The organism is Mesorhizobium monacense (assembly GCF_056781675.1).
In genome coordinates this window covers 4651041-4677104 of record NZ_CM165567.1, presented here as the reverse complement: position 1 = coordinate 4677104, position 26064 = coordinate 4651041, and the positions used below count along the sequence as shown (strand labels likewise).

General features: G+C 62.6%; 23 protein-coding genes and 3 pseudogenes. 11 read left to right on the top strand and 15 right to left on the bottom strand.

Annotated elements, in window-relative coordinates; translation table 11 throughout:
• Positions 1 to 16: 16 nt before the first annotated feature.
• Positions 17 to 289: pseudogene (locus tag AC1RUK_RS22560) on the bottom strand (Gfo/Idh/MocA family oxidoreductase); the annotation flags it as partial.
• A 111-nt stretch (positions 290 to 400) separates the two neighbouring features.
• Here AC1RUK_RS22560 and AC1RUK_RS22555 point away from each other — a divergent pair.
• Both AC1RUK_RS22555 and AC1RUK_RS22550 read left to right on the top strand, forming a co-directional pair.
• Positions 401 to 2119, top strand: a complete 1719-nt coding sequence (locus AC1RUK_RS22555; RefSeq protein WP_481838880.1) for an adenylate/guanylate cyclase domain-containing protein — start codon at positions 401 to 403, stop codon at positions 2117 to 2119.
• Positions 2120 to 2995: 876 nt separating this feature from the next.
• Positions 2996 to 3817, top strand: a pseudogene (locus tag AC1RUK_RS22550) (lipid kinase); the annotation flags it as partial.
• A 239-nt stretch (positions 3818 to 4056) separates the two neighbouring features.
• On the opposite strand, the gene AC1RUK_RS22545 reads toward AC1RUK_RS22550, so the two are convergent.
• Positions 4057 to 5796, bottom strand: coding sequence for an adenylate/guanylate cyclase domain-containing protein (locus AC1RUK_RS22545; protein ID WP_481838881.1), 1740 nt, complete (start codon positions 5794 to 5796; stop codon positions 4057 to 4059).
• Positions 5797 to 5952: 156 nt separating this feature from the next.
• Positions 5953 to 6060, bottom strand: a pseudogene (locus tag AC1RUK_RS22540) (LysR family transcriptional regulator); the annotation flags it as partial.
• A gap of 221 nt (positions 6061 to 6281) precedes the next feature.
• On the opposite strand from AC1RUK_RS22540, the gene AC1RUK_RS22535 reads away from it, so the two are divergent.
• Both AC1RUK_RS22535 and AC1RUK_RS22530 read left to right on the top strand, forming a co-directional pair.
• On the top strand, positions 6282 to 6461 hold the full coding sequence (locus AC1RUK_RS22535) for a hypothetical protein (protein ID WP_436170882.1): 180 nt from the start codon (positions 6282 to 6284) through the stop codon (positions 6459 to 6461).
• A 184-nt stretch (positions 6462 to 6645) separates the two neighbouring features.
• Complete coding sequence (locus AC1RUK_RS22530) at positions 6646 to 7782, top strand: patatin-like phospholipase family protein (protein WP_481838882.1); 1137 nt, start codon at positions 6646 to 6648, stop codon at positions 7780 to 7782.
• A 127-nt stretch (positions 7783 to 7909) separates the two neighbouring features.
• Here the strand turns inward: AC1RUK_RS22530 and AC1RUK_RS22525 are convergent, their stop codons facing one another.
• Complete coding sequence (locus AC1RUK_RS22525) at positions 7910 to 8896, bottom strand: LysR family transcriptional regulator (protein WP_481838883.1); 987 nt, start codon at positions 8894 to 8896, stop codon at positions 7910 to 7912.
• A 117-nt stretch (positions 8897 to 9013) separates the two neighbouring features.
• On the opposite strand from AC1RUK_RS22525, the gene AC1RUK_RS22520 reads away from it, so the two are divergent.
• Together AC1RUK_RS22520 and AC1RUK_RS22515 are read left to right on the top strand one after the other, a co-directional pair.
• Positions 9014 to 9778 carry an SDR family NAD(P)-dependent oxidoreductase gene (locus AC1RUK_RS22520; protein ID WP_481838884.1) on the top strand — a complete coding sequence of 255 codons (765 nt, stop codon included), beginning with the start codon at positions 9014 to 9016 and terminating at the stop codon, positions 9776 to 9778.
• 240 nt (positions 9779 to 10018) lie between these two features.
• Entirely contained in the window at positions 10019 to 10591 is a 573-nt protein-coding gene (locus AC1RUK_RS22515) for an NADPH-dependent FMN reductase (protein ID WP_481839425.1), read from the top strand.
• A 272-nt stretch (positions 10592 to 10863) separates the two neighbouring features.
• On the opposite strand, the gene AC1RUK_RS22510 is transcribed toward AC1RUK_RS22515, so the two are convergent.
• Entirely contained in the window at positions 10864 to 11199 is a 336-nt protein-coding gene (locus AC1RUK_RS22510) for an NAD(P)-binding protein (RefSeq protein WP_481840109.1), read from the bottom strand.
• Positions 11200 to 11602: 403 nt separating this feature from the next.
• On the opposite strand from AC1RUK_RS22510, the gene AC1RUK_RS22505 reads away from it, so the two are divergent.
• Positions 11603 to 11851 carry a hypothetical protein gene (locus AC1RUK_RS22505; RefSeq protein WP_481838886.1) on the top strand — a complete coding sequence of 83 codons (249 nt, stop codon included), beginning with the start codon at positions 11603 to 11605 and terminating at the stop codon, positions 11849 to 11851.
• A 47-nt stretch (positions 11852 to 11898) separates the two neighbouring features.
• Here the strand turns inward: AC1RUK_RS22505 and AC1RUK_RS22500 are convergent, their stop codons facing one another.
• Entirely contained in the window at positions 11899 to 13023 is a 1125-nt protein-coding gene (locus tag AC1RUK_RS22500) for a DmpA family aminopeptidase (RefSeq protein ID WP_481838887.1), read from the bottom strand.
• Positions 13024 to 13031: 8 nt separating this feature from the next.
• Positions 13032 to 14609: an exodeoxyribonuclease VII large subunit gene (xseA, locus tag AC1RUK_RS22495; RefSeq protein WP_481838888.1), complete on the bottom strand. Its 1578-nt coding sequence runs from the start codon at positions 14607 to 14609 to the stop codon at positions 13032 to 13034.
• A 122-nt stretch (positions 14610 to 14731) separates the two neighbouring features.
• Here xseA and AC1RUK_RS22490 point away from each other — a divergent pair, with 122 nt between their 5' ends.
• Positions 14732 to 16945, top strand: coding sequence for a bifunctional diguanylate cyclase/phosphodiesterase (locus tag AC1RUK_RS22490; protein ID WP_481838889.1), 2214 nt, complete (start codon positions 14732 to 14734; stop codon positions 16943 to 16945).
• 54 nt (positions 16946 to 16999) lie between these two features.
• Here the strand turns inward: AC1RUK_RS22490 and AC1RUK_RS22485 are convergent, their stop codons facing one another.
• Positions 17000 to 17956: a LysR substrate-binding domain-containing protein gene (locus tag AC1RUK_RS22485; RefSeq protein WP_481838890.1), complete on the bottom strand. Its 957-nt coding sequence runs from the start codon at positions 17954 to 17956 to the stop codon at positions 17000 to 17002.
• 177 nt (positions 17957 to 18133) lie between these two features.
• Between AC1RUK_RS22485 and AC1RUK_RS22480 the strand changes: the two genes are divergently transcribed.
• The gene (locus AC1RUK_RS22480; RefSeq protein WP_436170892.1) at positions 18134 to 18424 is read left to right on the top strand and encodes a DUF1127 domain-containing protein; all 291 of its coding nucleotides are present in this window, start codon (positions 18134 to 18136) and stop codon (positions 18422 to 18424) included.
• A gap of 151 nt (positions 18425 to 18575) precedes the next feature.
• On the opposite strand, the gene AC1RUK_RS22475 is transcribed toward AC1RUK_RS22480, so the two are convergent.
• From AC1RUK_RS22475 to AC1RUK_RS22455, 5 genes are all read right to left on the bottom strand, one after another.
• On the bottom strand, positions 18576 to 18854 hold the full coding sequence (locus AC1RUK_RS22475) for a hypothetical protein (RefSeq protein ID WP_436170893.1): 279 nt from the start codon (positions 18852 to 18854) through the stop codon (positions 18576 to 18578).
• Between the two features lie 17 nt (positions 18855 to 18871).
• Positions 18872 to 19867, bottom strand: a complete 996-nt coding sequence (locus AC1RUK_RS22470; protein WP_481838891.1) for a DUF937 domain-containing protein — start codon at positions 19865 to 19867, stop codon at positions 18872 to 18874.
• Between the two features lie 102 nt (positions 19868 to 19969).
• Positions 19970 to 21343, bottom strand: coding sequence for a glutamate--cysteine ligase (locus AC1RUK_RS22465; protein WP_481838892.1), 1374 nt, complete (start codon positions 21341 to 21343; stop codon positions 19970 to 19972).
• A gap of 105 nt (positions 21344 to 21448) precedes the next feature.
• Positions 21449 to 22183: a 16S rRNA (uracil(1498)-N(3))-methyltransferase gene (locus AC1RUK_RS22460; RefSeq protein ID WP_481838893.1), complete on the bottom strand. Its 735-nt coding sequence runs from the start codon at positions 22181 to 22183 to the stop codon at positions 21449 to 21451.
• Positions 22184 to 22214: 31 nt separating this feature from the next.
• Positions 22215 to 22862, bottom strand: coding sequence for a hypothetical protein (locus AC1RUK_RS22455; protein WP_481838894.1), 648 nt, complete (start codon positions 22860 to 22862; stop codon positions 22215 to 22217).
• A gap of 86 nt (positions 22863 to 22948) precedes the next feature.
• On the opposite strand from AC1RUK_RS22455, the gene AC1RUK_RS22450 reads away from it, so the two are divergent.
• Complete coding sequence (locus AC1RUK_RS22450; protein ID WP_481838895.1) at positions 22949 to 23647, top strand: type 1 glutamine amidotransferase; 699 nt, start codon at positions 22949 to 22951, stop codon at positions 23645 to 23647.
• Between the two features lie 305 nt (positions 23648 to 23952).
• Positions 23953 to 24084 carry a hypothetical protein gene (locus tag AC1RUK_RS22445; RefSeq protein WP_280110155.1) on the top strand — a complete coding sequence of 44 codons (132 nt, stop codon included), beginning with the start codon at positions 23953 to 23955 and terminating at the stop codon, positions 24082 to 24084.
• Here the strand turns inward: AC1RUK_RS22445 and AC1RUK_RS22440 are convergent.
• Both AC1RUK_RS22440 and AC1RUK_RS22435 read right to left on the bottom strand, forming a co-directional pair.
• Positions 24081 to 24854 (bottom strand): metallophosphoesterase, encoded by a 774-nt coding sequence (locus AC1RUK_RS22440; RefSeq protein ID WP_481838896.1) that lies wholly within the window; start codon positions 24852 to 24854, stop codon positions 24081 to 24083. The genes AC1RUK_RS22445 and AC1RUK_RS22440 overlap by 4 nt on opposite strands.
• Positions 24855 to 24919: 65 nt before the next feature.
• Positions 24920 to 26056, bottom strand: a complete 1137-nt coding sequence (locus tag AC1RUK_RS22435) for an alpha-hydroxy acid oxidase (protein WP_481838897.1) — start codon at positions 26054 to 26056, stop codon at positions 24920 to 24922.
• Positions 26057 to 26064 lie beyond the last annotated feature (8 nt).

Below are 26064 nucleotides of genomic sequence, written 5' to 3'. Positions count from 1 at the left end.
CCAGGGTCGCCGTCAGCGGCTTTTCGCAAATGACGTCAAAGCCCGCTTCCAAGAACGCCTTGCTGATGGGGAAGTGCGTGAAATTCGGCGTACAGATGGCGACGGCGTCTATCCTGTCCTCGCGAGTCAACTCTCCACTGATCATCGCCTTGTAGTCGTCATAGGAACAGGTGGCATCGAGGCCCTCGCGAACCGCAAATGCGTGTCCGCGGGCCGCATCGACATCGAAGGCGGTCGGACGCGCGTCAGCGGCGCTGCGGCAGGAGAGCTGGGGCGTCGCGCGAGCCATAGTCTCAAGAGGCGTGATCTGTGGTATCATAGGCCGGTAAGGCCGGAGGCGCCGGTCCTGCCTGCCTCAGACCTGCGGCTTGCGTGTCGCGTATCTTGACCGAGGCTCAACATGGAGCGGAAGCTCGCTGCCATCCTTGCCATCGATGTTGTCGGGTACTCGGCGCTCATGGAGGCGGATGAAGCGGGCACCTTCGACCGGCTGAAACGTGGCCGCAAAGAGCTGTTCGACCCGGAAATCGCGACGCGACACGGGCGAATCTTCAAGCTGATGGGAGACGGCCTGCTGGCGGAGTTCGGCAGCGTGGTGGATGCGGTCGAATGCGCGGTCACGCTTCAGCGCGGCATGGCGGAGCGTAACGCGAGCGTCGCCGAAGATCAGCGCTTCGAAGTCCGGATCGGAATCAACCTTGGAGAAGTGATCGTCGAAGGGGACGATCGCTATGGCGAGGGCGTGAACGTGGCGTCGCGTCTCCAACAACTCGCCGAGCCCGGTGGCATCTGCGTTTCGGAGAAGGTGTCCAAGGAGGTCAGGCAGAAGCTGGCGTTTGCGTTCGAGCCCATGGGCGAGCAGCGGGTGAAGAATATAGCCGAGCCGATATACTGCTATCGCGTGAACCTGCATGTTACGAGAGCCGCTCCGGTCGGCCGACTGGCATCGCTCGAATTGCCCGACAAGCCCTCGATCGCGGTCTTGCCTTTCACCAACATGAGCAACGATCCGGTGCAGGAAACCTTTGTCGACGGCTTGACCGAAGACCTGATCACCGACCTGTCTCGCTCAGCCGGCCTCTTCGTCATCGCGCGCAACTCAACCTTTGCTTACAAGGGGCGGTCGGTCGATGTGCGTTTGGTCGCGCGTGATCTTGGGGTGCGCTATGTGGTTGAAGGCAGCGCCCGGCGCGCCGCGGGGCGTGTGCGCATCAATGCGCAGCTGATCGACGCGATCGGCGGCGATCATATCTGGGCCGAGCGCTACGACAGCAGCCTCGAGGATATCTTTGCAGTGCAGGACGAGGTCACGGCCAAGATCGTCGAAGCCCTTGTCGGCCGATTGGCCGGACAGCCGGTGCGCAAACGGCCGACGAGTCTCGAAGCCTATGACCTCTGCGTGCGAGCCCGCGGCGTCAGTTTTCAGACCGGGTTAGGCGCGCGGGAAGCACGCATGCTCCTGGAAAAGGCGATCGGACTCGATCCCGACTATGCCGAAGCACATTGCTGGCTGGCCCTCAATCTTTGGCTCGGCTGGCTGTTCTGGAACGAGCCGAAAGAAACCAACCAGCCTCGCTCGCTCGCGGAAGCGCAGCGGGCAGTTGCGCTCGACCCTAACGATGCCGGGAACCGCTGGGGGCTGGGCATCATACTTGGTCACGAACGGCGTTTCGCGGAATCGGATGCCGAGTTCGAGGCGACCTTCAAGCTCGATCCCAATCATGCCGATGCCTGGGCGGTGCGCTCGGATCTCATCACCCTGAGGGGCGACGCGGTCAAGGGCGTCGAATTCGTGAAGCGGGCGTTGCGGCTCAATCCGCGCCCACCGGGATGGTACTATTGGATGGCAGGCCAAGCCTATTATGCGCTCGGCGACTATCAATCCGCGGTCGACGCCTTACGCAAGCCGGAAACCTACCGCACCACGTCGCGGCGCATGCTGGCGGCAGCCCTCGCGCAGCTCGGGCGCCTGGATGAAGCCCGTCAGGAGGCGGAATTCTTCATGATGAGCGATCCCCATTTCCGCATCAGGCACTGGGCAACATCCCAGCCATTCGACAACGAGGAAGTGCTCCAGCGCTTCGTCGAAGGCTACCGCAAGGCTGGCCTTCCCGACTAAAGAGCGCATCGTTTTGGATCGCCGGCTTGCTCTGGTCAGGACATAGGCTCGTCTTTTGGCTGTGAGGGCAATGCCCGTGGGTTCCATCGATCAATGTCCGTTGATGGCGCGCGAGTACGACGTTGGTGATGGATCCTGCGATGTCCGCTTTCGAGAAGCCGGAAAAGCGCGGAGCTGACATTCAAGCGGAGTCATTGTTGTTATCGGGTTCGCCAGACCATACGAGATCATACGAGAGATATGGGTTGGCGAAACAGCCGCTAACATATTGATTTTGTGTAGAAAACGCTGCCCTCCGGGTCCACCATGACCATTGATTTTATTTACAAAATTTTGGCTTTGCCCACGCTTTGCCCGCACCTTGCCCACGGCCCGTGCGACCTGCAGGAATGGGAGCTAAGGCGCCTTCCTTAGCCATTTGGCGATTGCTTCTCACCGGGCGATCCGCAAATTCGCCCGTCGCTTCATCTGGTCGCGCTTTCCTCACGCTGGTTGATCGCTCTCGTGATGTCGACGGCTATCCGTTCTTGTTAGCATCGCGCGCCTTGCGTTCCGTGTGATCAGACGTCGCGTCCCCGCAACCACCGACATTCGTGATGTCGCGGCGGAGACAAGGTCACCGCGGATGCCGTCGGCCGCCATCTCCTGACAATCCTCCTAGCGCTTTGAACTGTGCGAGATGACCAGTGCCGCTCGGGAAAGCTCCTGCTTATACCCAGTATGGAGGTCGTGCGCCTATCTCACTACCCACTCGGCGGAGCAAGCCTGCGTGGCGCTGGTGTGTCCGGATGGGGTCAAACGCGTCGGTTGCGGTCGCAATCTGGAAGCAGCCACCTTATGTGCGTTGAGCCCATGAACCATCGGACCGATCTTTGAATGAGCAAATTAGATAAAAGGCGCGCATTGCTGCTCCTCAATCCCAAGGCGCGGCGCGGCCAGGAGCTGATCGCGCCAGTTGTGGAGCGGCTGGAGGGAGGTCGGCTTTCCGTCACCGTCGAGACGTTCGAGGCGTTGCCTGAGATCGCTCGTGACATCGTTCGCTTACGCCATACGGCCGATCTTGTGGTTGTGTGCGGTGGCGATGGTTCGGTATCGTCGGCGGCGATGGCGGTAATGGAAAGCGGCCTGCCGATGGGCATCGTTCCTATGGGAACGGCGAATGACCTCGCTCGCACACTCAATATTCCGATGGATCTCCTGCAGGCCGCCGATGTGATCGCGCGAGGCCAAACCCGGCTGATCGATGTCGGCACGGTTAATGGTCATGCCTTTTTCAACGTCGCGAGTATCGGACTCAGCACCGAACTGGCACAGAGTCTGGACCCCGCTCTGAAGAAGCGTTTCGGCAGGCTTGGCTATGCGCTGGCGGCGATGAAAGTGTTGACGCGGGCCGCCAGGTTTCACGCGAAGATTACCGAGAAAGGCGCGGCGATCGAAGCCGAAACCTACCAGATCGCGGTTGGAAACGGTCGGCACTACGGCGGCGGCAACGTTGTGGAAGAGACGGCCGAGATCGATGACGGACATCTCGATCTCTATAGCTTGGAAATGACGAATCTCTGGAAGCTGGCGCTCATGCTCCGCTCGTTCCGTTCTGGAACGCATGGCGCCTGGCGTGAGGTACGCACGGCCAGGTGCGTCGAGTTCGACATCGAGACGGAGAAGCCGATGCCGGTCAACACCGATGGTGAGATCGTCACCTCGACACCGGCCCATTTCAAGGTTCACCCAAAGGCGATCTCGGTCTTCGCGCCTCCGATCCTGAGCATTCCAGGCCGCACGGAAATGTTTCGTCGAGCAATCGGCGCAGACCTCGCATTGTCGGGAGATCATCCAGGCGCTGGCGCTGCGCATCAGCTTGTCGCCGGCGGGACAAAACGCCGAGGCACGCATGACGCTCGAATGGATACAAGGACTGCTGATTGGGCCGACCATATCTATTCGGCGAGTTCGGCCTTGCGATACCCCTCGACGAAATGCTGCACGATTGTCTCGTCACGTGCAGGCTGGCTCGCCGCCCAGTGGCTGATGGTGAATTTTGGGTTATCGGCCATGAACTGCGCCGCCTCGCGTTTCGCTTCTTCCGTTCTCCCAAGTTGCGCAAGGGTTGCTGCTAAAACACGTCGGGAGGCAGTTGCGTAGGTCGAGGGGACAGTCAGCATCTCCAAGGCGAGCTCGTACTGGCGCGCGGCGTAGTAAGCCAAACCATACTCCCAGTAGTACCACGCTGCTGGATGCGGATTGACACGCAGGGCGCGCTTCAAAAGTTCTATAGCCTCAAGAGGACGACCGTCGAAGGAAAGCGTCTCAGAGTAGAGGACCAGAGCGTCGGCGTGGTTCGGATCGATTGCTAGAGCAGCCGAGAATTCCGATTCCGATTCAACCCATTTTCCCTCATGTGCAAAAAGATAACCGAGCACCCACCGGTTTGCGGCGTCATCCGGATCGAGTTGCACGGCTCGGGAAGCCATCTCCAGCGCAATCGATCTCGATGGCTCTTTCGGCTCGATCGCGAATGCCCAAGCTTGCCAGAGCGCGAATGCTAACAATCGATAGGCCTCGGCATATCCGGGATCGACAACAGTGGCCTGCCACGCGATCAAACTTGCCTCGCGGGCTGCCGGAGATCCGGCATTGAACTCAATCAGGCTTCTGGCTCGCACACAGAGGTCGTAGGCCAAAATATCCTTTGGTCGGTTTCGTTCCGGCCGTGGAGCGAGACGCCCCGCGAGTTCCTGGACGATGCGCCCCGTCACTTCATCCTGGACAGCAAAAATATCCTCAAGCCCCCTATCAAACCGTTCGGCCCACAGGTGACCTCCTTCGGTTGCATCGATCAATTGAACGTTGACCCGCACCCGGCCTGCGGAGCGTCGAGCGCTGCCCTCCAGAATATACCGCACTCCAAGATCGCGTGCGATCAACCGAACGTCGATTGACTTTCCTTTGTATGCGAAAGTCGAGTGTCGGGCGATCACGAACAGACCTGTGTTGCGCGAGAGGTCTGTAATGAGGTCCTCGGTCAGCCCGTCGGCAAACATATCCTGATCGGTTTCGCCACTCATATTTGTGAATGGCAGGACTGCGATGGACGGCTTTGACGGCAGCGGCAGCTTCCACGAATCGTCGCTGAATATTGCTGTCTGCGTCTGTGCCTTGACCCGGTAAACCTGTACCGGCTCGGAGATGTTTTTGAGAGCCATTGCGCCAAGATCGTCAAATCGGGCTTCAATCTTTTTCCTGACTTGATCGTAGACATTGCCGGCGATGCAGATGTCACCGGGCTGCCCTAGTGCCTCGAGCCGGGCAGCAATGTTAACGCCGTCGCCGTAGAGGTCATCCCCTTCAACGATCACGTCGCCAACGTTGATGCCAATGCGCAGAACCATCCGCGATTTATGCGGTATCTTGTCGTTTGCCAGCCCGGTTTCGCGCTGAAGCTCAATTGCGCATTGCACCGCATCAACGGCGCTGCCGAATTCAATCAGTATGCCGTCGCCCATGAGCTTGACCAGACGACCGCCGTATCTGGCAATCAGTGGGCTTAGGATGTCGCGACGTTGCGCCCTCAGCACATCAAGCGTTCCAGCCTCGTTCTGCTCCATGAGCCGGCTGTAGCCTGATACGTCGGCAGCAAGGATTGCTACGAGGCGGCGCGGAACGCGATCCTGGGTCATCACGCAAATGCCTTGAGACGGCGACTCTTGCATCCTATGGGTGCGTTGCCGGATAGTCTATCGCTTAGACTTCATAAGAGAGTCGGCTCCGAGAACAATCCGCAGAGTGCGGCTGGAGTCTCAAGTCCACCTCTGGCGCGAAGCAGCCGTTAGCGCTTGGAGTTGCGCCTCCAGCGTGTCGATTGCGTAGCTGATGGCGGGCGTAGCGCGCCGCAGGCGTTTGGCCGCGGCGCTAAAGCTTCCCGTTTCGGCCACTGTCAGCAGACCAGAAGCTGATCGAACTCGCCATCGCCGGGCTTCGCATTTCGAATTCCTTGAAAAGGACCTTCAGTTTTATACGGATTTTGTCGGGTTCAGAGAAGTCCTAGCTTAGGACGCCTCATGTCTCAGAGAAGATCGCAAACCAATTCGGACGAACTGACAATCGAAGTTCGGTGCTGGTGCTCATCGATCACCTGCCATGGATTGCCTGAATGGTTCACTCGATGCGTCCGAGACTAGCCATCTGGCGCTGGGGGCGGTTCAGGGAGGAAGGCTACTGGAACATGCGCCTGTTCGACCAGACAATCGGAGCCCGGGCCATCGGCAAGGAAACCAATGTCACGGACATGGACGAGACTGGATTCGAAACCCTGCAGGGCTTCGCCGATCCCAGCTATCTCTGAGCGGTGACGCTGAACCTGACCGGTATGGTCGGTCTGTGCGAGATGCGGAACCCAATCGAAACAAGAGGCGGTGGCAATCCTGAGGAGAATTCTTGCTGGAGGGGTTCGAGCGATGACATGTGGCCGTGTAACCCGCGCGGCTCTACTTGTGACCTTTGCGGCTATGATGAGTGGGTGCCTTGCAATGCACGATCGCGTGGCCGTGCCGGGGACGCAACTTGATGCCGCCCGTGTCAGCGGCTACGGCGATATCCGATTCTGGGGCGACGAGTTCACGCCAGCGATGGAGGCGGGCATCCGCCGGCAATATGGCCAGGTCAGGGAGTCCGCTCTTGCCGGCGAATTGGGGTCAAGCACCAGGAAAGCCGACTTTCTGGCCATCTCAGGTGGCGGCGGCGATGGCGCCTTTGCTGCCGGCTTTCTCACCGGATGGACCCGGAGCGGTCTGCGCCCTCAATTCGAGGTGGTGACGGGCGTCTCGACAGGCGCACTTGCCGCCCCGTTCGCCTTCCTTGGGCCTCAATATGACGGAGTGTTGAAGGACGTATATACGAAGTACGGCAACAGTGACCTTGTCATCGATCGCGGGATCTTCGGTTTCCTCGGATCGTCCCGGTATGACACGGCTCCACTTAAGCGCTTGATCGAACAATACATGACGGACGATTTAGTAGATGCGATCGCGCGGGAGTACTCCAAGGGGCGTCGTCTGATCGTGCAGACCACCAATATTGACGCTCAGCGCCCCGTCATCTGGGATCTTTCGGCGATCGCCGCGAGGCAGCAGCCTGATCGTCGTGATCTCATCGTTCGGGTTCTGCTCGCATCGAGCGCCATCCCTGGCGCTTTCCCTCCCGTGCGAATACGCGTGAACGTCCATGGACGCACCTACGACGAACTACATGTCGATGGTGGCGTCACGGCTCAAATCTTCTTCGCGCCACCGCGGATAATTTTCTCCCGATTCGAGCGAGTGGCGTTTGGCGGTGTGAGAGAACGAACCCTCTATGTGATCCGCAACGGCAAGTTCACACCCGACTACAAGCCTACCGAGGAAGCTACTTTTCCGCTTGCGATCCGATCCATCGCGACCCTGACAAAATACCAGGGCTTAGCGGACTTGCGGGAAGTGGATCGCATCGCTCGCGAAACCAACACGAACACTTTGTTTACCTCCATTCCATCAGAATTCATGAAAGCGGCTCGATCGGAGTTCGACCGCGAGTACATGGAAGAGCTCTTTCTCGTTGGCCAACAGATGGGGTTTTCGGGGCGAGCCTGGCATTCAGGCCCACCGTCGGCGCCTGCTTCAGCCCTATGACAGGGAAGGCATATGTCAGCGCATGGAGGTGTCGGGGCCTACGGCGTTCATGTCGGTACTGTTGACCGTAGGGAAACCGCATCAAGTTGACCGGCAGGACAACGGCCAGGCTCCATTGGGCGCGCCATCAGTTGCTGCCCGGCCGGCGCTCGGCAGGCCTAGTCCGGGTGGCGCGCTTTGCTTTGGTCGGCTTTGCAATTTCCTGGATAGGCGCCTCGCCCCCGTCCGACAGCGTGACCAATCGCTCGATCAGCCACCGTCCGGCTGGACCCGGCGGAGTATCGGTCATGTGTACGGCCTGCAGGGTATATTCTCCACCACGCCAGTCGGGAAGGTTCAGTCGCACGAGCCTTCCGGATGCGATATCGGCGCGAACGATCGGCTCCGGCATTCCGGCCCATCCGAGTCCGGCGAGGAGAATCTTGTGCCTCGCTGCTTGATCACCGATGCGCCAGGTATTGAGACTGACAACGCCAAAGTCCCGGCTTTCCCCCGCCGGTTGCTCTGAAAGAACAAGCTGGACGAAATCGCTTGCCTGCCGTGGAGCAGCCTTGCTCGCCTGAGCCAGAGGATGATCAGGCGAAGCCACGGGAATGATCTGGACGCTTTCAATGTCGATGCGGCGAAATCCCGTCATGTCCATGTGCAGTTGGCTTCCCACGCCGATTCGAGCATGACCGTTTCGGACCGCCCGCTCGACCCCGCTAAGGGTCTGCACCAAGAGCCTAATTGGCACCGTGGGGAACTGGGCGTTGAATTCACCAAGCAACCTTGTCAGCCGATCGCCTGGCAGCATGCTGTCGACCACAAGCGACACTTCGGGTTCAAGGTCATCGAGGAATCCCCGGACTCGCGCGCGCAATGTCTCGATGCTGTGGGCAACCGCCCGGGCTTCTGACAGGATCGCTTCGCCATGTTGCGTGAGCTTCGGCTTGCGCGTCGTTCCACGATCGAACAGCGAAAGACCGAGCTGTTGTTCCAGCGTGTCGATCGCGTAGCTGATGGCGGACGTGGCGCGCCCCAGGCGTTTGGCGGCGGCAGTAAAGCTTCCCGTTTCGGCCACTGTAAGCAGCACCAGAAGCTGATCGACGCTCGGTGTGGCTGGACTCCGCATTTCGAATTCCTTGAAAAGGACTTCCAGTTTTATACGGATTTTGTCGAGTTCTGAGAAGTCCTAGCTTCCCCGGAGGGGGGCCTGCACGCCTGAGACAGTTCAGACCGGGAGGAACCTATGGGAATACTCGACAAGAAGGTTGTGCTGATCACCGGCACCGGAGGAGGTCTGGGCCGCGTCGCGTCACAGACCTTTGCGCGAGAAGGCGCAAAGGTTGTCGGGTGCGACATCAAGGTTGATGCCAACAACGAGACGGTCCAGCTCATACGTCGCGCCGGCGGTGAGATGACCGGTATCGCGCCGATCGATCTCACCGACCCCGAACAGGCGCGGAAGATGGTTGAGGATGCCGCGGCCGCTTACGGCGGGCTCGACGTGGTCTACAACAACGCTGCCATACAATACTTCGGTCCGATGCCCGACTTCTCTATCGATGACTGGCGAGCGACCATAGCTGGCGAGCTCGACATTCCCTTCTTCGTGTCGAAGTTCGCATGGCCGCACCTTGTCCGGCGCGGTGGCGGTGTCATCATAAACGTCGCGTCCGCGGCAGGCATGATCGCCCACGAGGCCCCCCTGATGGTCGGGCACGTCGCAGCGAAGGCGGGCGTCATCGCCATGACGCGACAATTAGCGCTCGAAGGCGCACGCCATGGGATCCGTGCGGTGGCGATCAGTCCCGGGCCGTTCCTGACCCCGGCCGCCGACCGCGACCTTGGCGACAACCAGGCGGCCCGGGACGCGATAACCAGAAAGACGCTTCTCAAGCGCTTCGGTCAGCCCGCGGAGCTAGTGGAACTCGCGGCCTTCCTCGCTTCTGACCGGGCGTCTTACATCACAGGCGCCAACTACCCGGTCGACGGCGGCGAGACCGCTTGGTAGAGCCACGCACTGTCATGGCCTGAGGCGTTGCGGCATCAATCAGGTTGGCATGGCGAAAATTCTGAATAGACTTTTCAATATTGTTTGGATTTTCGTACTAGCGGCGGACCGGTACAACTACCCCCGAGTGTGCGCCGACCGCGCCCGCACGTGCGGTGGCCGGCAGTCTGTCTGAACAGCGGCGCATCTTGGCCTCGGTTTAGAACTGCCTTTGCTTCAAGGAGAAGACATTTGCTGAATGTGGCGATCATCATCGGAACCACCCGTCCCGGCCGCAAGGCCGAGGTTGTCGCACGCTGGGTCCACGGCATCGCTGCGGAGCGGAGCGATGCCTCTTTCGAGGTCGTGGACATCGCGGCTTTCGACCTGCCTCTTCTCGACGAAGCGCTTCCTCCCTCGATGGGTCAGTACGCACAGCCGCACACCAAAGCCTGGGCCGCGAAGATCGCGACTTTCGATGCGTTCGTGTTTGTCACGCCCGAGTACAACCATTCGACATCAGGCGCGCTCAAGAACGCGATCGATTATCTGTTCCGCGAATGGAATGACAAGGCCGCCGGGTTTGTCGGCTACGGCGGCGTAGGTGGAACGCGCGCCGTCGAGCATCTGCGACTGATCATGGGCGAGATCAAGGTTGCCGCCGTGCGGGCCCAGGTCGCGCTATCTCTTTTTACCGATTTCGAGAATTTTTCCGCGTTCAAGCCCGGTCCGCATCAGGCGGCGGCGGTCAACGCCATGCTCGATGACCTCGTCGCCTGGGGCCAGGCGCTGGAGACGATGCGAATGCAAAACAGTGAGCGCGGGATACTTTAGCACCGGCAAAGGACCGTCCTCAATGTCAGAATCCACTGCGCCGACCAAACAGCGCACACGTCGGATCGCATATCGCACCTTCCGCAAGCGGCAGGGACCTATCACCCGGCTGGTGGGCCCACCGACCTTGGCCGCAGGCTGAAGCCGTTCGAGTAGGGCGGCGCAGCCGCCGATGACTATGTTCCGCTGATATTCGCGCCGGGCGAAGCCTACCAGTTCGACTGGAGCCACGAGAACGGGTGACGACGACGATGAAGGTGGCGCATAGGCATTCACGGCGGGCAGCCCAACAAACCCGCGGCAACGAACGGCGCCCAGACCCCGAGCTGGCGCAGCAGCCCCTGCGCCACTGCCGGCAATATCTCGCCCGGCTTTGCCCGGTCGCGCCGCCCCGCCTCGAACAGCACCACGCGCCGTCCGGGCACGTGGCGACGCAACGTCAGCGCTGCCGCGGCACCTGCCGGCCCGCCGCCGATGACGACAAAGTCAGCCCGCTCGCACGGCATAGAACGACGCCACCACCCTGATGCGTGGATATCGGGTAAATCGCGACCGTGATCCGAGTTCCCGACAAAGCCACGGGCATTGACGAGGTGGCTGACTGGCACCAGCCCTCAGCGCGGCGGAAGAACAGGGTAGCGAGCAGAGTCGACATTGCGTGGCGATGTCACTATATAGCGGCGGCTTCGACGGCTCACCTTGGGTTGTGTCCGTGAAGGCGCTGTAAACGTGCTACATGTTGTGACACCTATTGTGATGCAAATCGGCCTTGAAGGCCGGGGAAAAGCAAATAGAAACAGCGCGTCGGATCGCTAACGATCCCAGGCAACAGTTCCATTATCCTCAACAGTCAGAACGTGCTCCTTGAACCTTCTTCCTTCGCCTCTGTGGACCTTGGGCACGACCGGCTTGCCGGGCGGCGCCGACTCGGTTGGAATGGGAACATGCATCCTTTGCGGGATGCGGACGTTTATGATTACCAACCGGCTTAGCCGCTAGGGAAGCAGCAGTATGAGTGAACATGCGATCGAGTTTTTGCAGGGGTGGATTGGCGAGAAGGTCCATTGCCAGCCCGTGCCGGCGGAGATCGACAAGCAGGCCGAGACCCTTGCCAGGGAATGTGCGGCCAAGGCTGCTGAGGCCGGCATACCCTTGGAGGATATCCAGGAAGAGGTTGGCGACATCCAGGAACTGATTGCGTCGCGTCTCGAAGAGGCGGCCGAGGCAGAAGAGCGCGAAGCGAATTCGGGCAGGCCCTGACGACGCGCCCGGCCGCAGGGTCGGGCAAGGCAGCCCTTTGCGGGCGCCTATCCCTTTGGAAATTTGGCCTGAAGCCAGGCCTTCGGCAGCGCCGGCACGAAATTGCCGTCGCGGCCGGTCATATCCTCATTGGCGACCAGCGCATTAAGGATCGCTTCCTCCACCCCCTGCATGACCGCGTCGAAGAACGGGTCGATATCGACGTCCGGTATGAAATCGGCGTTGGCCATCCGCCCTGACGGCGCCAGCGCGGCTTCCGGATTGGCGGTCGAAAAGGCGAGAAAAATGTCGCCTGAGCTGTGGTAGCCGAAGCCGCCGGTCATGGCGATGCCGAGCGGCACCCGCCGCGCCAGCCGCTTCATCTGATGCGGCAGGAACGGCGCGTCGGTGGCGAGGATGGCGATGATCGAACCCTTCTCAGTGCGCGGCGTGCCTTCGCGGATCTCCGGCTCCGCGAGATCGAGGCCGGCCCGCAGGCCGCGAAGGGTGAAATTGCACCGCTTGCCGAAATTCGCCTGCACGAACACGCCGACCGTGTAGCGGCTGTCCTGCCATGCAACGACACGCGACGCCGTGCCGGACCCGGCCTTGAAGCCGAATGAGATCATGCCGGTGCCACCGCCGACGCTACCTTCCTCGATCGCCCCGCCAGCAGCGGCATCGAGCGCGACTTCGACATGTTCGAAGCTCAGATGATGGCCGTTGATGTCGTTGAGGAAGCCGTCATAGGTCTCGGCCGCCACCGGCAGGCCCCACGCGCTGTCAAGTGCCGCCGGCAGCACGCGCTGCATCCAGCGCAGCGTGCTGTCGCGCGAAACGCCACAGGAATGGGTGTTGGTGACGGTGACAGGCAGGTTGAAGGCGCCGGTTTCCTCGATGATGTGCGATCCCGTCAATTCGCCATTGCCGTTCTGGCTGAAGACGCCGGCGAACACCGGTGTGGCGAGTTCGCCGAGCGGCCGCGGCAGGACGGCGGTCACCCCGGTGCGCACTGGCCCCGTGCCTACTCTAAGCGGCCCGTCGCCTGAGACTAGCGTTGCGTAGCCAACCGAAACGCCTGATACGTCGGTGATGGCGTTGAAGCGGCCCGGCGCCCCATCGAACGGGATGCCGAAGGCGCGGGCGCGCGGCTTGCCCGATGGCGTCCGAAGATGCGGATCGAATCCGGTCATGCCGTCCTCTAAAAAAGCGACCCCTGATTGCCCGGTTCCTTCGGTTTGGTGGCGGAGGATTTGGCGGCCGGCTTGTCGATCGTCTTCGGCCGCGCCGTGCCGCTGGTCGCGATCGCACCCGCGCTGCCGTCGGCAAATTCCAGCGAGAGCGCTGCCCCCGGCGCCACCTCCGCCGCCAGCTTGATCACCGCGCCGTCGGCATCCTTGACCAGCGCGAAGCCGCGCGCCAGCACGGCCTTGTGCGACAGCGTCGCCAGCAGCCGATCGGCTTGCGTCAATTTTCCACGCAGGCGGTCCAGCTGTCTGGCAACCGCCTGGTCCTGCCGTCGTGTCAGCCCGGCGAGCGCATCCGCCTGCAGTTTCTGCCGCCTGGCAATCGGCGCCGGCGAAAGCCTGGTCGAGGTGCGCTGAAAGCGGGCCCTGCGTTCGCGCACAATGGCGAAGAACGCCGCCTGCGCCCGGGCAAGGTCGCGGCCGGTCAGCGTGCGGGCCTCGTTCATGCGTCGGGACAAAGTGGCCGGCGTCAGCCGCTGCCCGGCAACCCGCGCCCGCTTGCGCTCGATGCTGACCGAAAGCGCTCGGCCGAGCCGGCTCGTCGCCTCGTCGAAGCGCCGGCGCGGCAGCGCCAGAAGCTGGTCGGGCGAGGGCAGGGCCCGCGCCGCCGCGCGCACCGCCTGGCGCTTGCGCTCGAAATTACGTGAGGCCGCGGCCTTGAGCCGCGCGCCGAGGCTGGCAAGCGTCGCCTCGAGATCGGCCTTGACCGGCACGGCGATCTCGGCCGCGCCCGTCGGCGTCGGGGCCCGCACATCCGCGGCGAGATCGATCAGCGTCCAGTCCGTCTCGTGGCCGACGGCGGAAATCACCGGAATGCGCGAGGCGGCGACCGCGCGGGCCAGGCCCTCGTCGTTGAAGCCCCAGAGGTCCTCGAGGCTGCCGCCGCCGCGCGCCACGATCAGAAGGTCGGGCTGCGCAATGGCGCCATCCCACGCCAGCGCGTTGAAGCCGTTGACGGCGGCGGTCACTTCCGCGCCCGTTGTCTCGCCCTGTACCCTGACAGGCCAGACCAGCACATGCAGCGGAAAGCGGTCCTTGATGCGGTGGATGATGTCACGGATCACCGATCCCGTTGGCGAGGTGACGACGCCGATGGTGCGCGGCATGAACGGCAGCCGCCGTTTGCGGCCGGCATCGAACAGGCCTTCGGCCTGCAGCCGACGTTTGCGTTCCTCCAGCAGCGCCATCAGCGCGCCTGCGCCGGCGGGCTCGAGATTGTCGATGACGATCTGGTAATTGGATTTGCCGGGATAGGTGGTGAGCTTGCCGGTGGCGATCACCTCCATCCCTTCCTCGGGACGGAATTTCAGCCGGCTCATCGTGCCTTTCCACACCACCGCGTCGAGCCGGGCGCGGTCGTCCTTCAGCGCGAAATAGGCATGGCCGGAGGAGTGTGGTCCGCGATAGCCCGATATCTCGCCGCGCACCCGCACATTGCCGAAGACGTCCTCGACCGTGCGCTTCAGCGCGCCGGAAATCTCGCTCACCGTGTATTCGGTGGCGTTGGTGCGTGATTCGGATGCTTCGCTCATGGCTCGATTGGGGAGCGGTTATCGGCCTGCGTCAAGGCGAGGGATCAATCCTCGCTAATATTATAACGCGATCTTAAGCCTGATTTGCTTTGAGTGAGGGCCACTCAAACGGCCAAGGACGCATGAGCGCACGCCCAAACAGCAGCCCGTTGACGCACCAGGTCACGCTGACAGTGCTGATGCTCGCCGCCTTTGCGCTGGCGATGGTCGTCGGCTTTGGCATCTACGCCACCGCCCAGGCCGATCATGTCTCGCTCGAACGGCAGAAGATCTTCTTCGCCAATGGCCTGAAGGATCAGATCGCGGCGGTCGTGCGCGAGCAGGAAAGCGTCACCGTCTGGGACGATTCCGTGATCAACACCAAGGCCGGCAACGAGAGCTGGATAGAGGAAAATCTCAGCGTCTGGATGTATTCCTATTACGGCCACGATCGCGTCTACCTACTCGACGCCGCCAACCGTCCGGTCCATGTCATGCGGGAGGGCAAGGTGCTCGACCCATCCGTCTATGGCGAGGACGAGCCCGCCATCCAGCCTACGATCGCAAAGCTGCGCGGCATGATCGCCCAGCCGCCGAAGGATGACACGTCCGACGCGCCTGCCAAGATGGTCGCCCAGGATCTTGTGTCGCTTGGGGGCAAGCCCGCCATCCTCAGCGTCATGCCGCTGGTGCCGAGCACGGACCGGCTCACGCAGGAGCCGGGCAGCGAATATCTGCACGTGTCGGTGGAATTCATCAACGACGCGGTCATCGGCAGGATTGCCGAAAAGTACCTGCTGGCCAGCGCGCATCTATTGCCGCTTTCGCAGCCGGCCGCCTCGGCAACCATCCCGCTAATGGATTCGCGGGGTGTCATCCTTGGCTATATCGGCTGGGACCAGGAGCGCCCCGGCCTGACGCTGGTGCGCAAGACAGCTCCCGCTTTGGTCGTTGGGTTGCTGCTCGCGGCAAGCGTACTGGCATTTCTGCTGCGCCGCCTGCGCCGCGCCTCGTCGGCGCTGCAGACCAGCCAGGACCAGGCACAATATCTCGCTTTCCACGACACGCTTACCGGCCTGCCCAACCGGGCCTTGTTCGAGGACCGGCTGCGGCGGGCCCTGCTCACGACCGGCCACGATACGGGAAGGGTGGCGTTGCTCTATATCGATCTCGACCGGTTCAAGCACATCAACGATACGCTCGGCCATCCGGCGGGCGACGAACTCGTACGCCAGACCGCGGCCAGGCTTCAGCACACGATCCGTGAAGTCGACACCGTGGCGCGGCTGGGCGGTGACGAATTCGCCCTGATCCTCATCGACATCCGCGATATCAGAGCTGCCGAGGATATCGCCGAGCGGCTGCAGCAGAAACTGCAGGAGCCGTTCAAGCTGACGGACGACCAGGTCTTCGTCAGCGCCAGCATTGGCATTTCGCTCTCGGCCGGCGCCGATGCCGATGCCGACGATCTGCTGCGCAAGGCCGACATCGCGCTCTACGAAGCCAAGAAGAACGGCCGCGGCAGGCATCAGGTGTTTGCCGGCGACATGGACGACCTTCTGCTGCGCAAGCGCAAGGTCGAGAGCGAGCTTAGCAAGGCGCTGAATGGCGGAACTGGCATCAAGCTGGCCTACCAGCCTGTCTTCGCCACCAACGGCAAGACCATCCTGGGCGCGGAAGCGCTGATCCGCTGGGGCCATGAGGTCCACGGCGCGTTGCCGGCGGCACAATTCATCGCCATCGCCGAAGAGCGCGGCATGATCGGTCAGCTTGGTGCATGGGTGCTGCTCGAAGCCTGTCGCTTCGCAGTGCGCACCGAACTGCGATGGCTCGCCGTCAACGTGTCGCCGCTGCAATTGCGCGACGTTGGCTTTCCCGAACAGGTCGCGTCGATCCTCGCCGAGACCGGCCTGGCGCCGCAGCGCCTGCAACTCGAGATCACCGAAAGCGTGCTGCTGGAGAACAACGACACCTCAAGGGCGGCCCTGGCCGCTTTGCGCCAGTCGGGCGTCGGCATCGTGCTCGACGATTTCGGCACGGGCTATTCGTCGCTCGGCTATCTGCGCCGCCATGCCATCGACAAGTTGAAGATCGACCGCTCCTTCGTGCGGCTTCTCGACGGCGAGGGCAATTCGGCGGCGATCGTCAAGGCGCTGATCGATCTCGCGATCGCGCTTGAGGTCGAGGTCACCGCCGAGGGCGTCGAGACCGAGGCGCAGAAGACACTGCTGGTCGCCATGGGCTGCCGGCAGCTGCAAGGCTTTCTACTCTCGCCGCCGCTGGAGCCGGCCCAGTTGCTGGCTCTGCCGGGGATCTCGCCCGGCGGCGATCAGGAGCCGGCCGCAGCCCGCGCCTGATGCATGTCACCCAAGAGCCCAGAATTTTGGGCGACATGCAAGAAACAGGGAACTCTACCAGCCGGGCAGGATCTGGTTCGCTTTGGTCCGCTTCATCTTCGCAAAGGCGAGCGCGGCGAAATCGAAGCTTCCCGTCTCTTCGCCGAGCGGCACGGAAATGTTGTCGAGGCTTTCCGAGATGTGGCGGGCAAGCGCATCGACGATCTCCGGCTGCGAGGTCTGGCCGCGCATGATGCCGATGCGGCAGTCAGGCAGGGTGCCGAAGCCGTCGGCTTCGCCGAGCACGCGCATGCCTGGCCGCAGAGCGCATTCCGGTAGCACCGAAATCGCCAGGCCTGACAGCACTGCGGCGGTGATGACGGTGGCCGAGAAGCTGGTGAACAGGATGCGGTATTCGCGGGCCTGCCGGTCGAGCACATCGACGGCGGCGCGCCGCCAGATGCAATTCGGCCGGCCGAACGCCATCGGCAGGATTTCCTGCTCATGCGTCGCGTGGTTGGCCGAAGTGACCCACAAAAGCGGCTCACGCCGCACCACTTCGGACTGGCCGCGCGTGTCGTTGTGCGTCACCAGTGCCAGGTCGAGGTTGCCGCGCTTGATATGCTCGACCAGCCCCGGCGTCGGTTCGCAGATGACGGTCAATTCGACCCGCGGGTTGGAGCGCGTGAACCTCGCCATGATTTCCGGCAGGAAACGGTCGGCATAGTCGTCCGGCGTGCCGATGCGAATGGTGCCTTCCAGCCGCCGGTCGTCGAAGGCAGCCAGCGTTTCGCGGTTGAGATAGAGCAGCCGTCGCGCGTAGGAGAGCAGCTTGTCGCCTTCCTCCGTCAGCTTGTTGGTGCGCCCGTCCTTTTCGAACAGCGGCTTGCCGATCCGCTCCTCCAGCCGGCGCATCTGCATGGACACCGCCGATTGTGTCCGGTGCACCTCTTCCGCCGCGCGGGTGAAGCTGCCGGTATCGGCGATCGAGATGAAGGTCTGCAACTGATCGAGATCGAGCGGCGCTTTCATCGGGTCAATCCATCATTGTTGTTGATGCTAAAGATTAGAAACATTCGTTGGATTAATCAATCGGGCCGTGGCAAATTCGCATTGTCCACATGAAGGCATGTGAATCGAGACCGGAACGGCGCTGTGCTCCAGCGCCGATCGGCCGGCTTCGTCTGTTCGAATCTGAAGGAGATCGACATGACCACGTATGATTTCGCCACCGAGACCTCGCGCATCACCACGCGTCCGGCCGTTGCGACGCGCGTGATCAATGCGGTCGCCAACGCCTACCAAGCCTGGAAAAACCGCCGGGCCTTCTATCGCCTCGGCGAGATGTCGGACGCCGAGCTTGCCGATATCGGCCTGACGCGCGGCGACCTGCACGTCGCCATCGACCTGCCGTTCGGCCGCGATCCGACCGCGAAGCTGCGTTCGATCGTGAGCGACCGGATCGATACGATCGAGGATCTCGCCCGCAAGGTGGCCTGATCGCTGTTGCTTGCTGTTTGGATGCTCATGAACCTTCTTGAGGTTCGGCGCGACCAACGTTTATCGCAGGCTTCCCACTCCCTGCCGGTTCCCCGCCGGCCCGCCTGCATCCTGCCCGGTCCTCCCAAGGACCGGGCTTTTCTTTTTTGGCTCAGAACTGGTCGATAAACTGGGCGAGCCAGTTGTGAGCAAAGATCAAGGTCCCAAAGACCCAAAAGCTCAAAACCAGTATGGCATAGCCGACACGATTGTTGTCATCGAAGCGTTTCCATTGTGATGGAAGCGGCTTGCCATGCCTTAGGGCGTCGCGGATGTCCCGGTAGCCAGGAGCGTCGCGCGGATCAACCAGATCGTATCGAACTACAGAATAGACAACCCCAAGTCCCGCCGCGCCCATCGCACAACTGACGACGAGTTCGCCCAGGGTCATTTTTCGCGTCTTCCGGGCTACCGCCGGTCCATGCCGCGTTTGAACTGGTCGAAGATCGATTCCATGCCCTTCTGATAGTCGTCGCGCTGCTGGGCGCCGGTCTCGAACATCTTGCCGAACAGATCGTCGAACGGGTTCCTCGGCCTGCCGCTCGGATTGGCCTGCGGCTGCGGTGCCTGGCGCGGCTGCGGCGCCTGCGGCGCTGGCTGGCCGCCCGGCATGCCGAAACCGCCGCCACCGCCTTGCCGCAGCATCTCCTCGAACATCTTGCCCAGCGGGTTGTCGCCATACGGGCTCTCAGTCTGCTGCGGCTGCGTCTGCCGGCCCTGCGGCTGTTGTGCACCGCCGCCGAACATGTCCTGCAGCACCTTGCCGAGCGGGTTGTCGCCATAGGGATTGGGCGCCTGCTGTGGCTGGCTTTGCGGCTGTTGCGCGCCGCCGCCGAACATGTCCTGCAGCACTTTGCCGAGCGGGTTGTCCATCGGGCTCTGCGGCTGCGGCGCCTGCGCGCCGCCGCCCGCCTGCCGCATCATCTGCTCGATGATCTCGCCGAGCGGATTGCCGCCGCCACCAAAACCGCCTGCCTGCATCTGGTTGGTGGTCTGCTTGAACAGTCCGCCCATCATCATCGAAGCCATGGCCGGCAGCATCTGCTGCAGCACCTGCTGGCTGAGGCCGGTCGCCTGCGCCGCCTGGCTGGCCACGGCGCGCGACAGGTCCTTGGAGCCGAACAGATGCCCCAGAATGCCGTTGCCTTCGTCAAGGCCCTGTGGCGAGAAGGCCCTGGTTGCGTCCTCGAAATATTTGGCGTGCTGGCCGCTCGCCATCGCCGTCATGAAGGCGCCGAGCCCATAGGGGTCGGCGGTGTTGCGCCGCAGCCCTTGCGAAAAGGCCGGCAGCAGCGCCTCGACCGCCGACTGCGTCTGCTGAATGGAAAGCCCGAACTGCTGGGCAAGCGCCTGCATGCCATTGCCGTTCTGGGCCTGCGCCAATATGTCGAACAAGGAAGGCATAGGTCTCTCCTCCGGAAATCCTCTTGGGAGAAACCTAGTTCGTTTCCACCGCCGATTGAAGCGGCTTTTACCTGTCAGGCGGCCGGGCCAACCCCCGCAGGGCTAGTACGCGTATTCCATAAACACCGGCTCGATCGACCCGCCCCAGCGCGTGTGGTAGGCCGAAAGCATTTCCTCGGCGCTGGTGGTGCCGCGCGCCACGACTTCATCCAGCGTGTTGAGGAACGAGGTCTCGTCATAGCCGTCGCGGTTCTTCTTGCCGCGGTTCTTCAGCCCCAGGCGCGAAATGACCAGCACGTCGCGGGCGATCTCGCGCAGCGTCGTGTTGCGGAAGGGCGCGGCAATGCCGTGCTCGGGCACCGCATTGCGCATCGCCAGAACCTCCTTGTAGGTCCAGCTCGAAGTCAGCGCCTCGGCGGCGTCGAGCGCCGCCTCGTCATAGAGCAGCCCGACCCAGAAGGCAGGCAGCGCGCAGATACGCCGCCACGGCCCGCCATCGGCGCCGCGCATTTCAAGGAAGCGCTTCAGCCTGACGTCGGGGAACAGCGTCGACAGATGGTTCGCCCAGTCGCCCATCGTCGGCAGCCCGTCGGGCACTTGCGTGCGGGCGGCACCGGCCATGAACTGGCGGAAGGTGACGTGCGTCATGTCGTGATAGTGCCCGTCGCGAATGACGAAATACATCGGCACGTCGAGCGCCCATTCAACATAGTCGGCGAAGCCGAAATCGGGCGAGAAGCAGAATTCGAGCAGGCCCGAACGCTGGTTGTCGGTGTCGCGCCAGATGTCGCCGCGCCAACTCTGCAATCCGTTGGGCCGGCTCTCGGTGAAGGGCGAGTTGGCGAACAGCGCCGTCGACAGCGGCTGCAGCTTGAGCGAGACCTGCATCTTGCGGCGCATGTCCGCCTCGCTCTCGAAGTCGAGGTTCACCTGGATGGTGCAGGTGCGGTACATCATGTCGAGACCCTTGGTGCCGACCTTCGGCATGTAGCGCGTCATGATCTCGTAGCGCGATTTCGGCATTTTCGGGGTGTCGGCCAGCGACCATTTCGGGCTGCCGCCAAGGCCGAGGAAACGAATACCCATCGGTTCGGCGATCTCGCGCACCTGCGCCAGATGCGCATTGCCCTCACGGCAGGTCTGGTGGATCGACTCCAGCGGCGCGCCGGACAGTTCGAACTGGCCGCCGGGCTCCAGCGAGATCGCGCCCTGACCGGTCGGCTCAACCAGGCCGATGATACGGCCATCATCGATGATCGGATCCCAGCCGAGCTTTTCCTGCATGCCTTCGAGAATGGCGCGGATGCCATGCTCGCCGCCATAGGGCACCGGCGCGTTGCCGTCGACATAGAAGGGGAATTTCTCGTGCTCGGTGCCGATGCGCCATTTGTCGCGTGGCTTGTTGCCTTCGGCCAGGTGCTCGACGAGTTCGTCGACGCCTTCGATCGGCCGGAAATCGGTTGTGTCGCGCGCCATGAAAAGCCCTCCGCGGCGGTGGGGACAACCGCCGGGCGCTAGATGGACGAAATGTCAGCAGCCGATCAAGCGAAAAATCCTGAGCCACAGGTCAAGTGGAATTGATCACCAGTCGCCGATCGTCGCCTGCATCACGGCAAGGGCGGCCACCGCCGCCGTATCGGCGCGCAGGATGCGCGGCCCGAGCGGAATGGCGGTGACGAACGGCAGCGCCCGCAGCATCTTGCGCTCGTCGTCGGAAAAGCCGCCTTCCGGCCCGACCAGCAGCCCGAATTTCTTGTCCCGCACCGCCTGAAGCGACGGCAGCGGATTGTTGGTCGAGGCATCCTCGTCGCAGAAGATCAGCCGTCGTTCCTTGTCCCAGCCGCTGAGCAGGTGTTCGAATTTCTCGGCCTCCCGCACCTCCGGCACCGCCAGGATGCCGCATTGTTCGGCCGCCTCGACGACATTGGCCCGCAGCCGATCGATGGAGGGTTTCGCCACTTGTGTGTGCTGGGTAATGACCGGCTGCAGGATGCCGGCGCCCATCTCCACCGCCTTTTGCACCAGATAGTCGAGCCGCCCCTGCTTCAGCGGCGCGAAGCAGTAGACGAGGTCGGGCAGCGGCGGCTGCGGCCGCTGCAGGGCGAGCACCTTGAGCCGCACCGCCTTCTTGGACTTCGCGGCGATCGCCGCCGACCACTCGCCGTCGCGGCCATTGAACAGCAGGATCTCGGCGCCTTCGCCAAGCCGCAGCACATGCATCAGATAATGGCTTTGCTGCTGGCCGGCATCGAATTCGATCTCTGCTCCGAGATCGTCAGGCACGAACAGCCGCTGCATCTTGTAATTGGCGCGCATCGCCGAGGAATGGGCGAGGCGAGGGTTGCCGTCAAGTATCGGCGGAAGGATGCCAGACAGGCGGATAGCCTTGCCGCAGCACCGAAACGGTGGTCGCCGGCGTGACGAGGCCAAGCTTTCGGCCGACCATACTGTCGAAGTCCTTCGAATCGCCATAGCCCGCGAACGACCAGCGAAGCGCCTTGCCGGCGCGCAGGGCATAGGCAGAGGCGCCATCCGCGACCATCGTCCCGTCCGGTAGGCCAATAAGGTCTTCCGCTTCGATGGACGGCGGCTGGCCGCCCGAGGCCAACCGCTCCTTGTGCAGGCGCCTGTCGACCATCGGCGCGCGCGGCTCGTCAATGCCGAACGCCTCGCCGAAGCGCCGTACGAAATCGCTCGCCCGCTCACGCCGGCAAAAGAAACAGGGCCGATGCCCGGCGGCGAGCGCCGTCACCTCGTCGAGGAAGAACAGTTCGGTCCAGCCTGCCTTGCCACCCGCCCGGTTGCGGCCCATCGGCTCGCGCCGCGCATTGCGGAGTTGGCACACGCAGATGATCCAGGCCGGCAAGGCCCAGCGTTTCCTGAGCAGCGACTTCGTATCGGGGTCATGGATGATGCCGCGATTGCCGGTGAACAGCCCGCGTTCGGGCACAGCGTGGATGGCGCCGAACGGATCGACCCGGTTCTGCAGTGGCATAGCCTTCTCCCCGAATGCGCATCTTGGCTGCAATGCTGGCGCCATGATATCGCTCGCTGCATCGTTTTCATGTCAGCAGGTTTTCGATGCGAGTCCTGGTCGTCCAGAATTTCGACAATGAGGGGCTTGGCCAGATTGGTGCGGCCCTTGTCGAGGCGGGCGCCGATATCGACCTGCGCCGACCGTATCAAGGCGACCCGTTGCCGGACGATGCGGCCGGGCACGATGCGATGGTGGTGCTCGGCGGCGCCCAGAACGCGCTCGACGACGAGAATTGCCCGTATTTCCCCGGCCTGCTCGACCTGACGCGCGACTTTGCCGACAAGGACCGCTCGGTGCTCGGCATCTGCCTCGGCAGCCAGCTGCTGGCGCGTGCCTTTGGCGGCGAGAACCAGATCGGCGGCGCCACCGAATTCGGTTGGCACAAGGTGTCGCTGACGCCGGCGGCGAAGACGGATCCGGTGCTGGCGTCACTGCCCGAAAAATTCCCGATCTTCGAATGGCACGACGATACCTTCGTCTTGCCGGACAATGCCGTCCGGCTGGCGGGCAGCGCCATTGCCGAAAACCAGGCGTTCCGCATCGGCCGTGCCGTCTATGGCTTCCAGTTCCATTTCGAGGCGGATCGCCCGATGGTGCGCGACTGGAGCACGTCCTTCGCTTCGCTCATTGCCGAGCGGCATCCCGACTGGAACGACCGGCTCGACGGCGAGATTGCCCGCAACGGACCGGATGCCGACGCCGCCGGCCTCGCCATTGCCCGCGCCTGGGTGGCGACCATTTGAGCGCCCAACGCCGGCCGCGACCGTTGGACCGCGCAGCGTGACATATTTGGCACGCGGCGCCGGTTCCATCTAGGGAAAACTCCTTTCATCCTTGGTCTGTGGCCGGCCTTCAGCATAGAAGGCGCGCGCTCTGCATCTTCCGTGCAACCGCGATGAACCTTTTGTGTGACCCGCGCGACACATGGCCGATACAGAATCGGCCTAGAAGCGCGAAATCGTCGAAACTTTGAGACGAATTTTTCGTTTCAACGCATTGGTAACCGCCTCGTGCACAGATGCAGCGAGCTCAACAAGAGATGACGTCCGTGAAAGCAGCACTTCTGTCCTTTGTCATGCTGTCTGCCATCGTGCTGTGCGGTCTCGGCATCTATTCGGCCGATGCTGCCAACAACCATCAGGCCGTCGACGGCTACGGTGTCACCGCCGCCCTCCGCTAAAATCCTTCGCCTTCGCCAGTCACCGTCAGGATACGCTTGTCCGCGCCGTCAATGGCGAGCGCGGTGAGCTTGCCTGAATGCCAGGCGAGCGTGTCGACATTGACGCGGTTGGCCATCACTTCGGCTTCCGGCACCGGCGTGTGGCCATGCACCACGATCTTCTCGTAAAGGCCGGGATGGTCGTGGAAGGTTTCGCGGATCCAGATCAGGTCCTGCGGGCTCTGCTGCTCGAGCGGGATGCCCGGCCTGATACCGGCGTGACAGAAGAAGAAATCGCCGAACGTCACTGAAAACGGCAGCGAGCGCAGGAAGTCGACATGGCCCTGCGGCACGGCCTCGACCAATGCCGCATGTCCCCGTCGCACCGTCTCCGCCTTTCCGAACCAGCTGGCGTCCGCGGCCAGCGACACGCCATAGGACAGCGCCGTCTGGACGCCGCCAAAGCGCATGAACAGCCCGTCCGCATCGGGGGTGTCGAGAAAATTGAGGAAGCCGATGTCGTGATTGCCGGCCAGCATCAGGTGGCGCGGGTCGCGTTTGCGGGCTTCGATCAGGAAATCGATGACGCCTTTGGAGTCCGGCCCACGGTCGGCATAGTCGCCGAGATGGATGACGCGCCAGTCGGCGGTTGGCTTATGTTCGATCTCGCTTTCGATCCTGCGATGCATGGCGCTGAGCAGGTCGAGCCGGCCATGCACGTCGCCGATCGCGTAAAGCCGCATGTCCTGCGGTGCGCGCGCGTCGAGAAAGTGAATGCCGGGCTGGGTCAATGGTTTAAGCGTCTCCGCGACGGAACCGTCACGGGAGACGCTAGGCCCAATCGGTGAACAAGCTCCTAGCGCCGGAGCTGATCCTTACCCATGTCGGTCACCAGGCGCTTCCCGCACAGCGCCAGTGTTATATCCATCTCCTTGCGGATGATTTCCAGCGCCATGGTGACCCCGTCCTTGCCCATCGCGCCGAGGCCGTAGAGGAAGGGGCGGCCGATATAGGTGCCCTTGGCGCCGAGGCACAGCGCCTTCAGCACGTCCTGGCCCGAGCGGATGCCGCCGTCCATATGCACTTCGATGGTGTCGCCGACCGCATCGGCGATCTCCTCCAGCACGGCGATCGACGACGACGCGCCGTCGAGCTGGCGTCCGCCATGGTTGGAAACGACGATGGCGTCGGCGCCGGTCTGGGCCGCCATCAGCGCATCCTCCTTGTCGAGGATGCCCTTCAGGATCAGCTTGCCGCCCCAGCGTTCCTTGATCCAGGCCACGTCCTTCCACGACAGTTGCGGATCGAACTGCTCCGTCGTCCACGACGCCAGCGAAGCGACGTCGCCGACGCCCTTGGCGTGGCCGACGATGTTGCGAAAGGTGCGACGCTTCGTGCCGGCCATGCCCATCCACCAGCGCGGGCGGATCGCGATGTCAGCAATGTTGGCCAGTGTCATCTTGGGCGGGGCCGAAAGCCCGTTGCGTACATCCTTGTGGCGCTGGCCGAGGATCTGCAGGTCGAGCGTCAGCACCAGCGCCGAGCATTTCGCCGCCTTTGCCCGGTCGATCAGGTTGAGCACGAAATCCTTGTCGCGCAGCACGTAGAGCTGGAACCAGAACGGCTTCTTCGTCACCGAGGCGACATCCTCGATCGAGCAGATGCTCATCGTCGACAGCGTGAACGGCACGCCGAATTCCTCCGCCGCCTGCGCCGCCAGCATCTCGCCATCGGCATGCTGCATGCCGGTCAGGCCGGTTGGGGCCAGCGCCACGGGCATCGCCACCTTCTCGCCGATCATGGTCGACTCCAGCGAGCGGTTGCTCATGTCGACCAGCACGCGCTGGCGGAACTTGATCTTCTGGAAGTCCTCCTCATTGGCCCGGTAGGTGCTCTCGGTCCAGGCGCCGGAATCGGCATAGTCGAAAAACATCTTCGGCACGCGCCGGCGCGCGAGATCCTTGAGATCGGCGATGGTGAGAATGCTGCTCATGGTCTTTC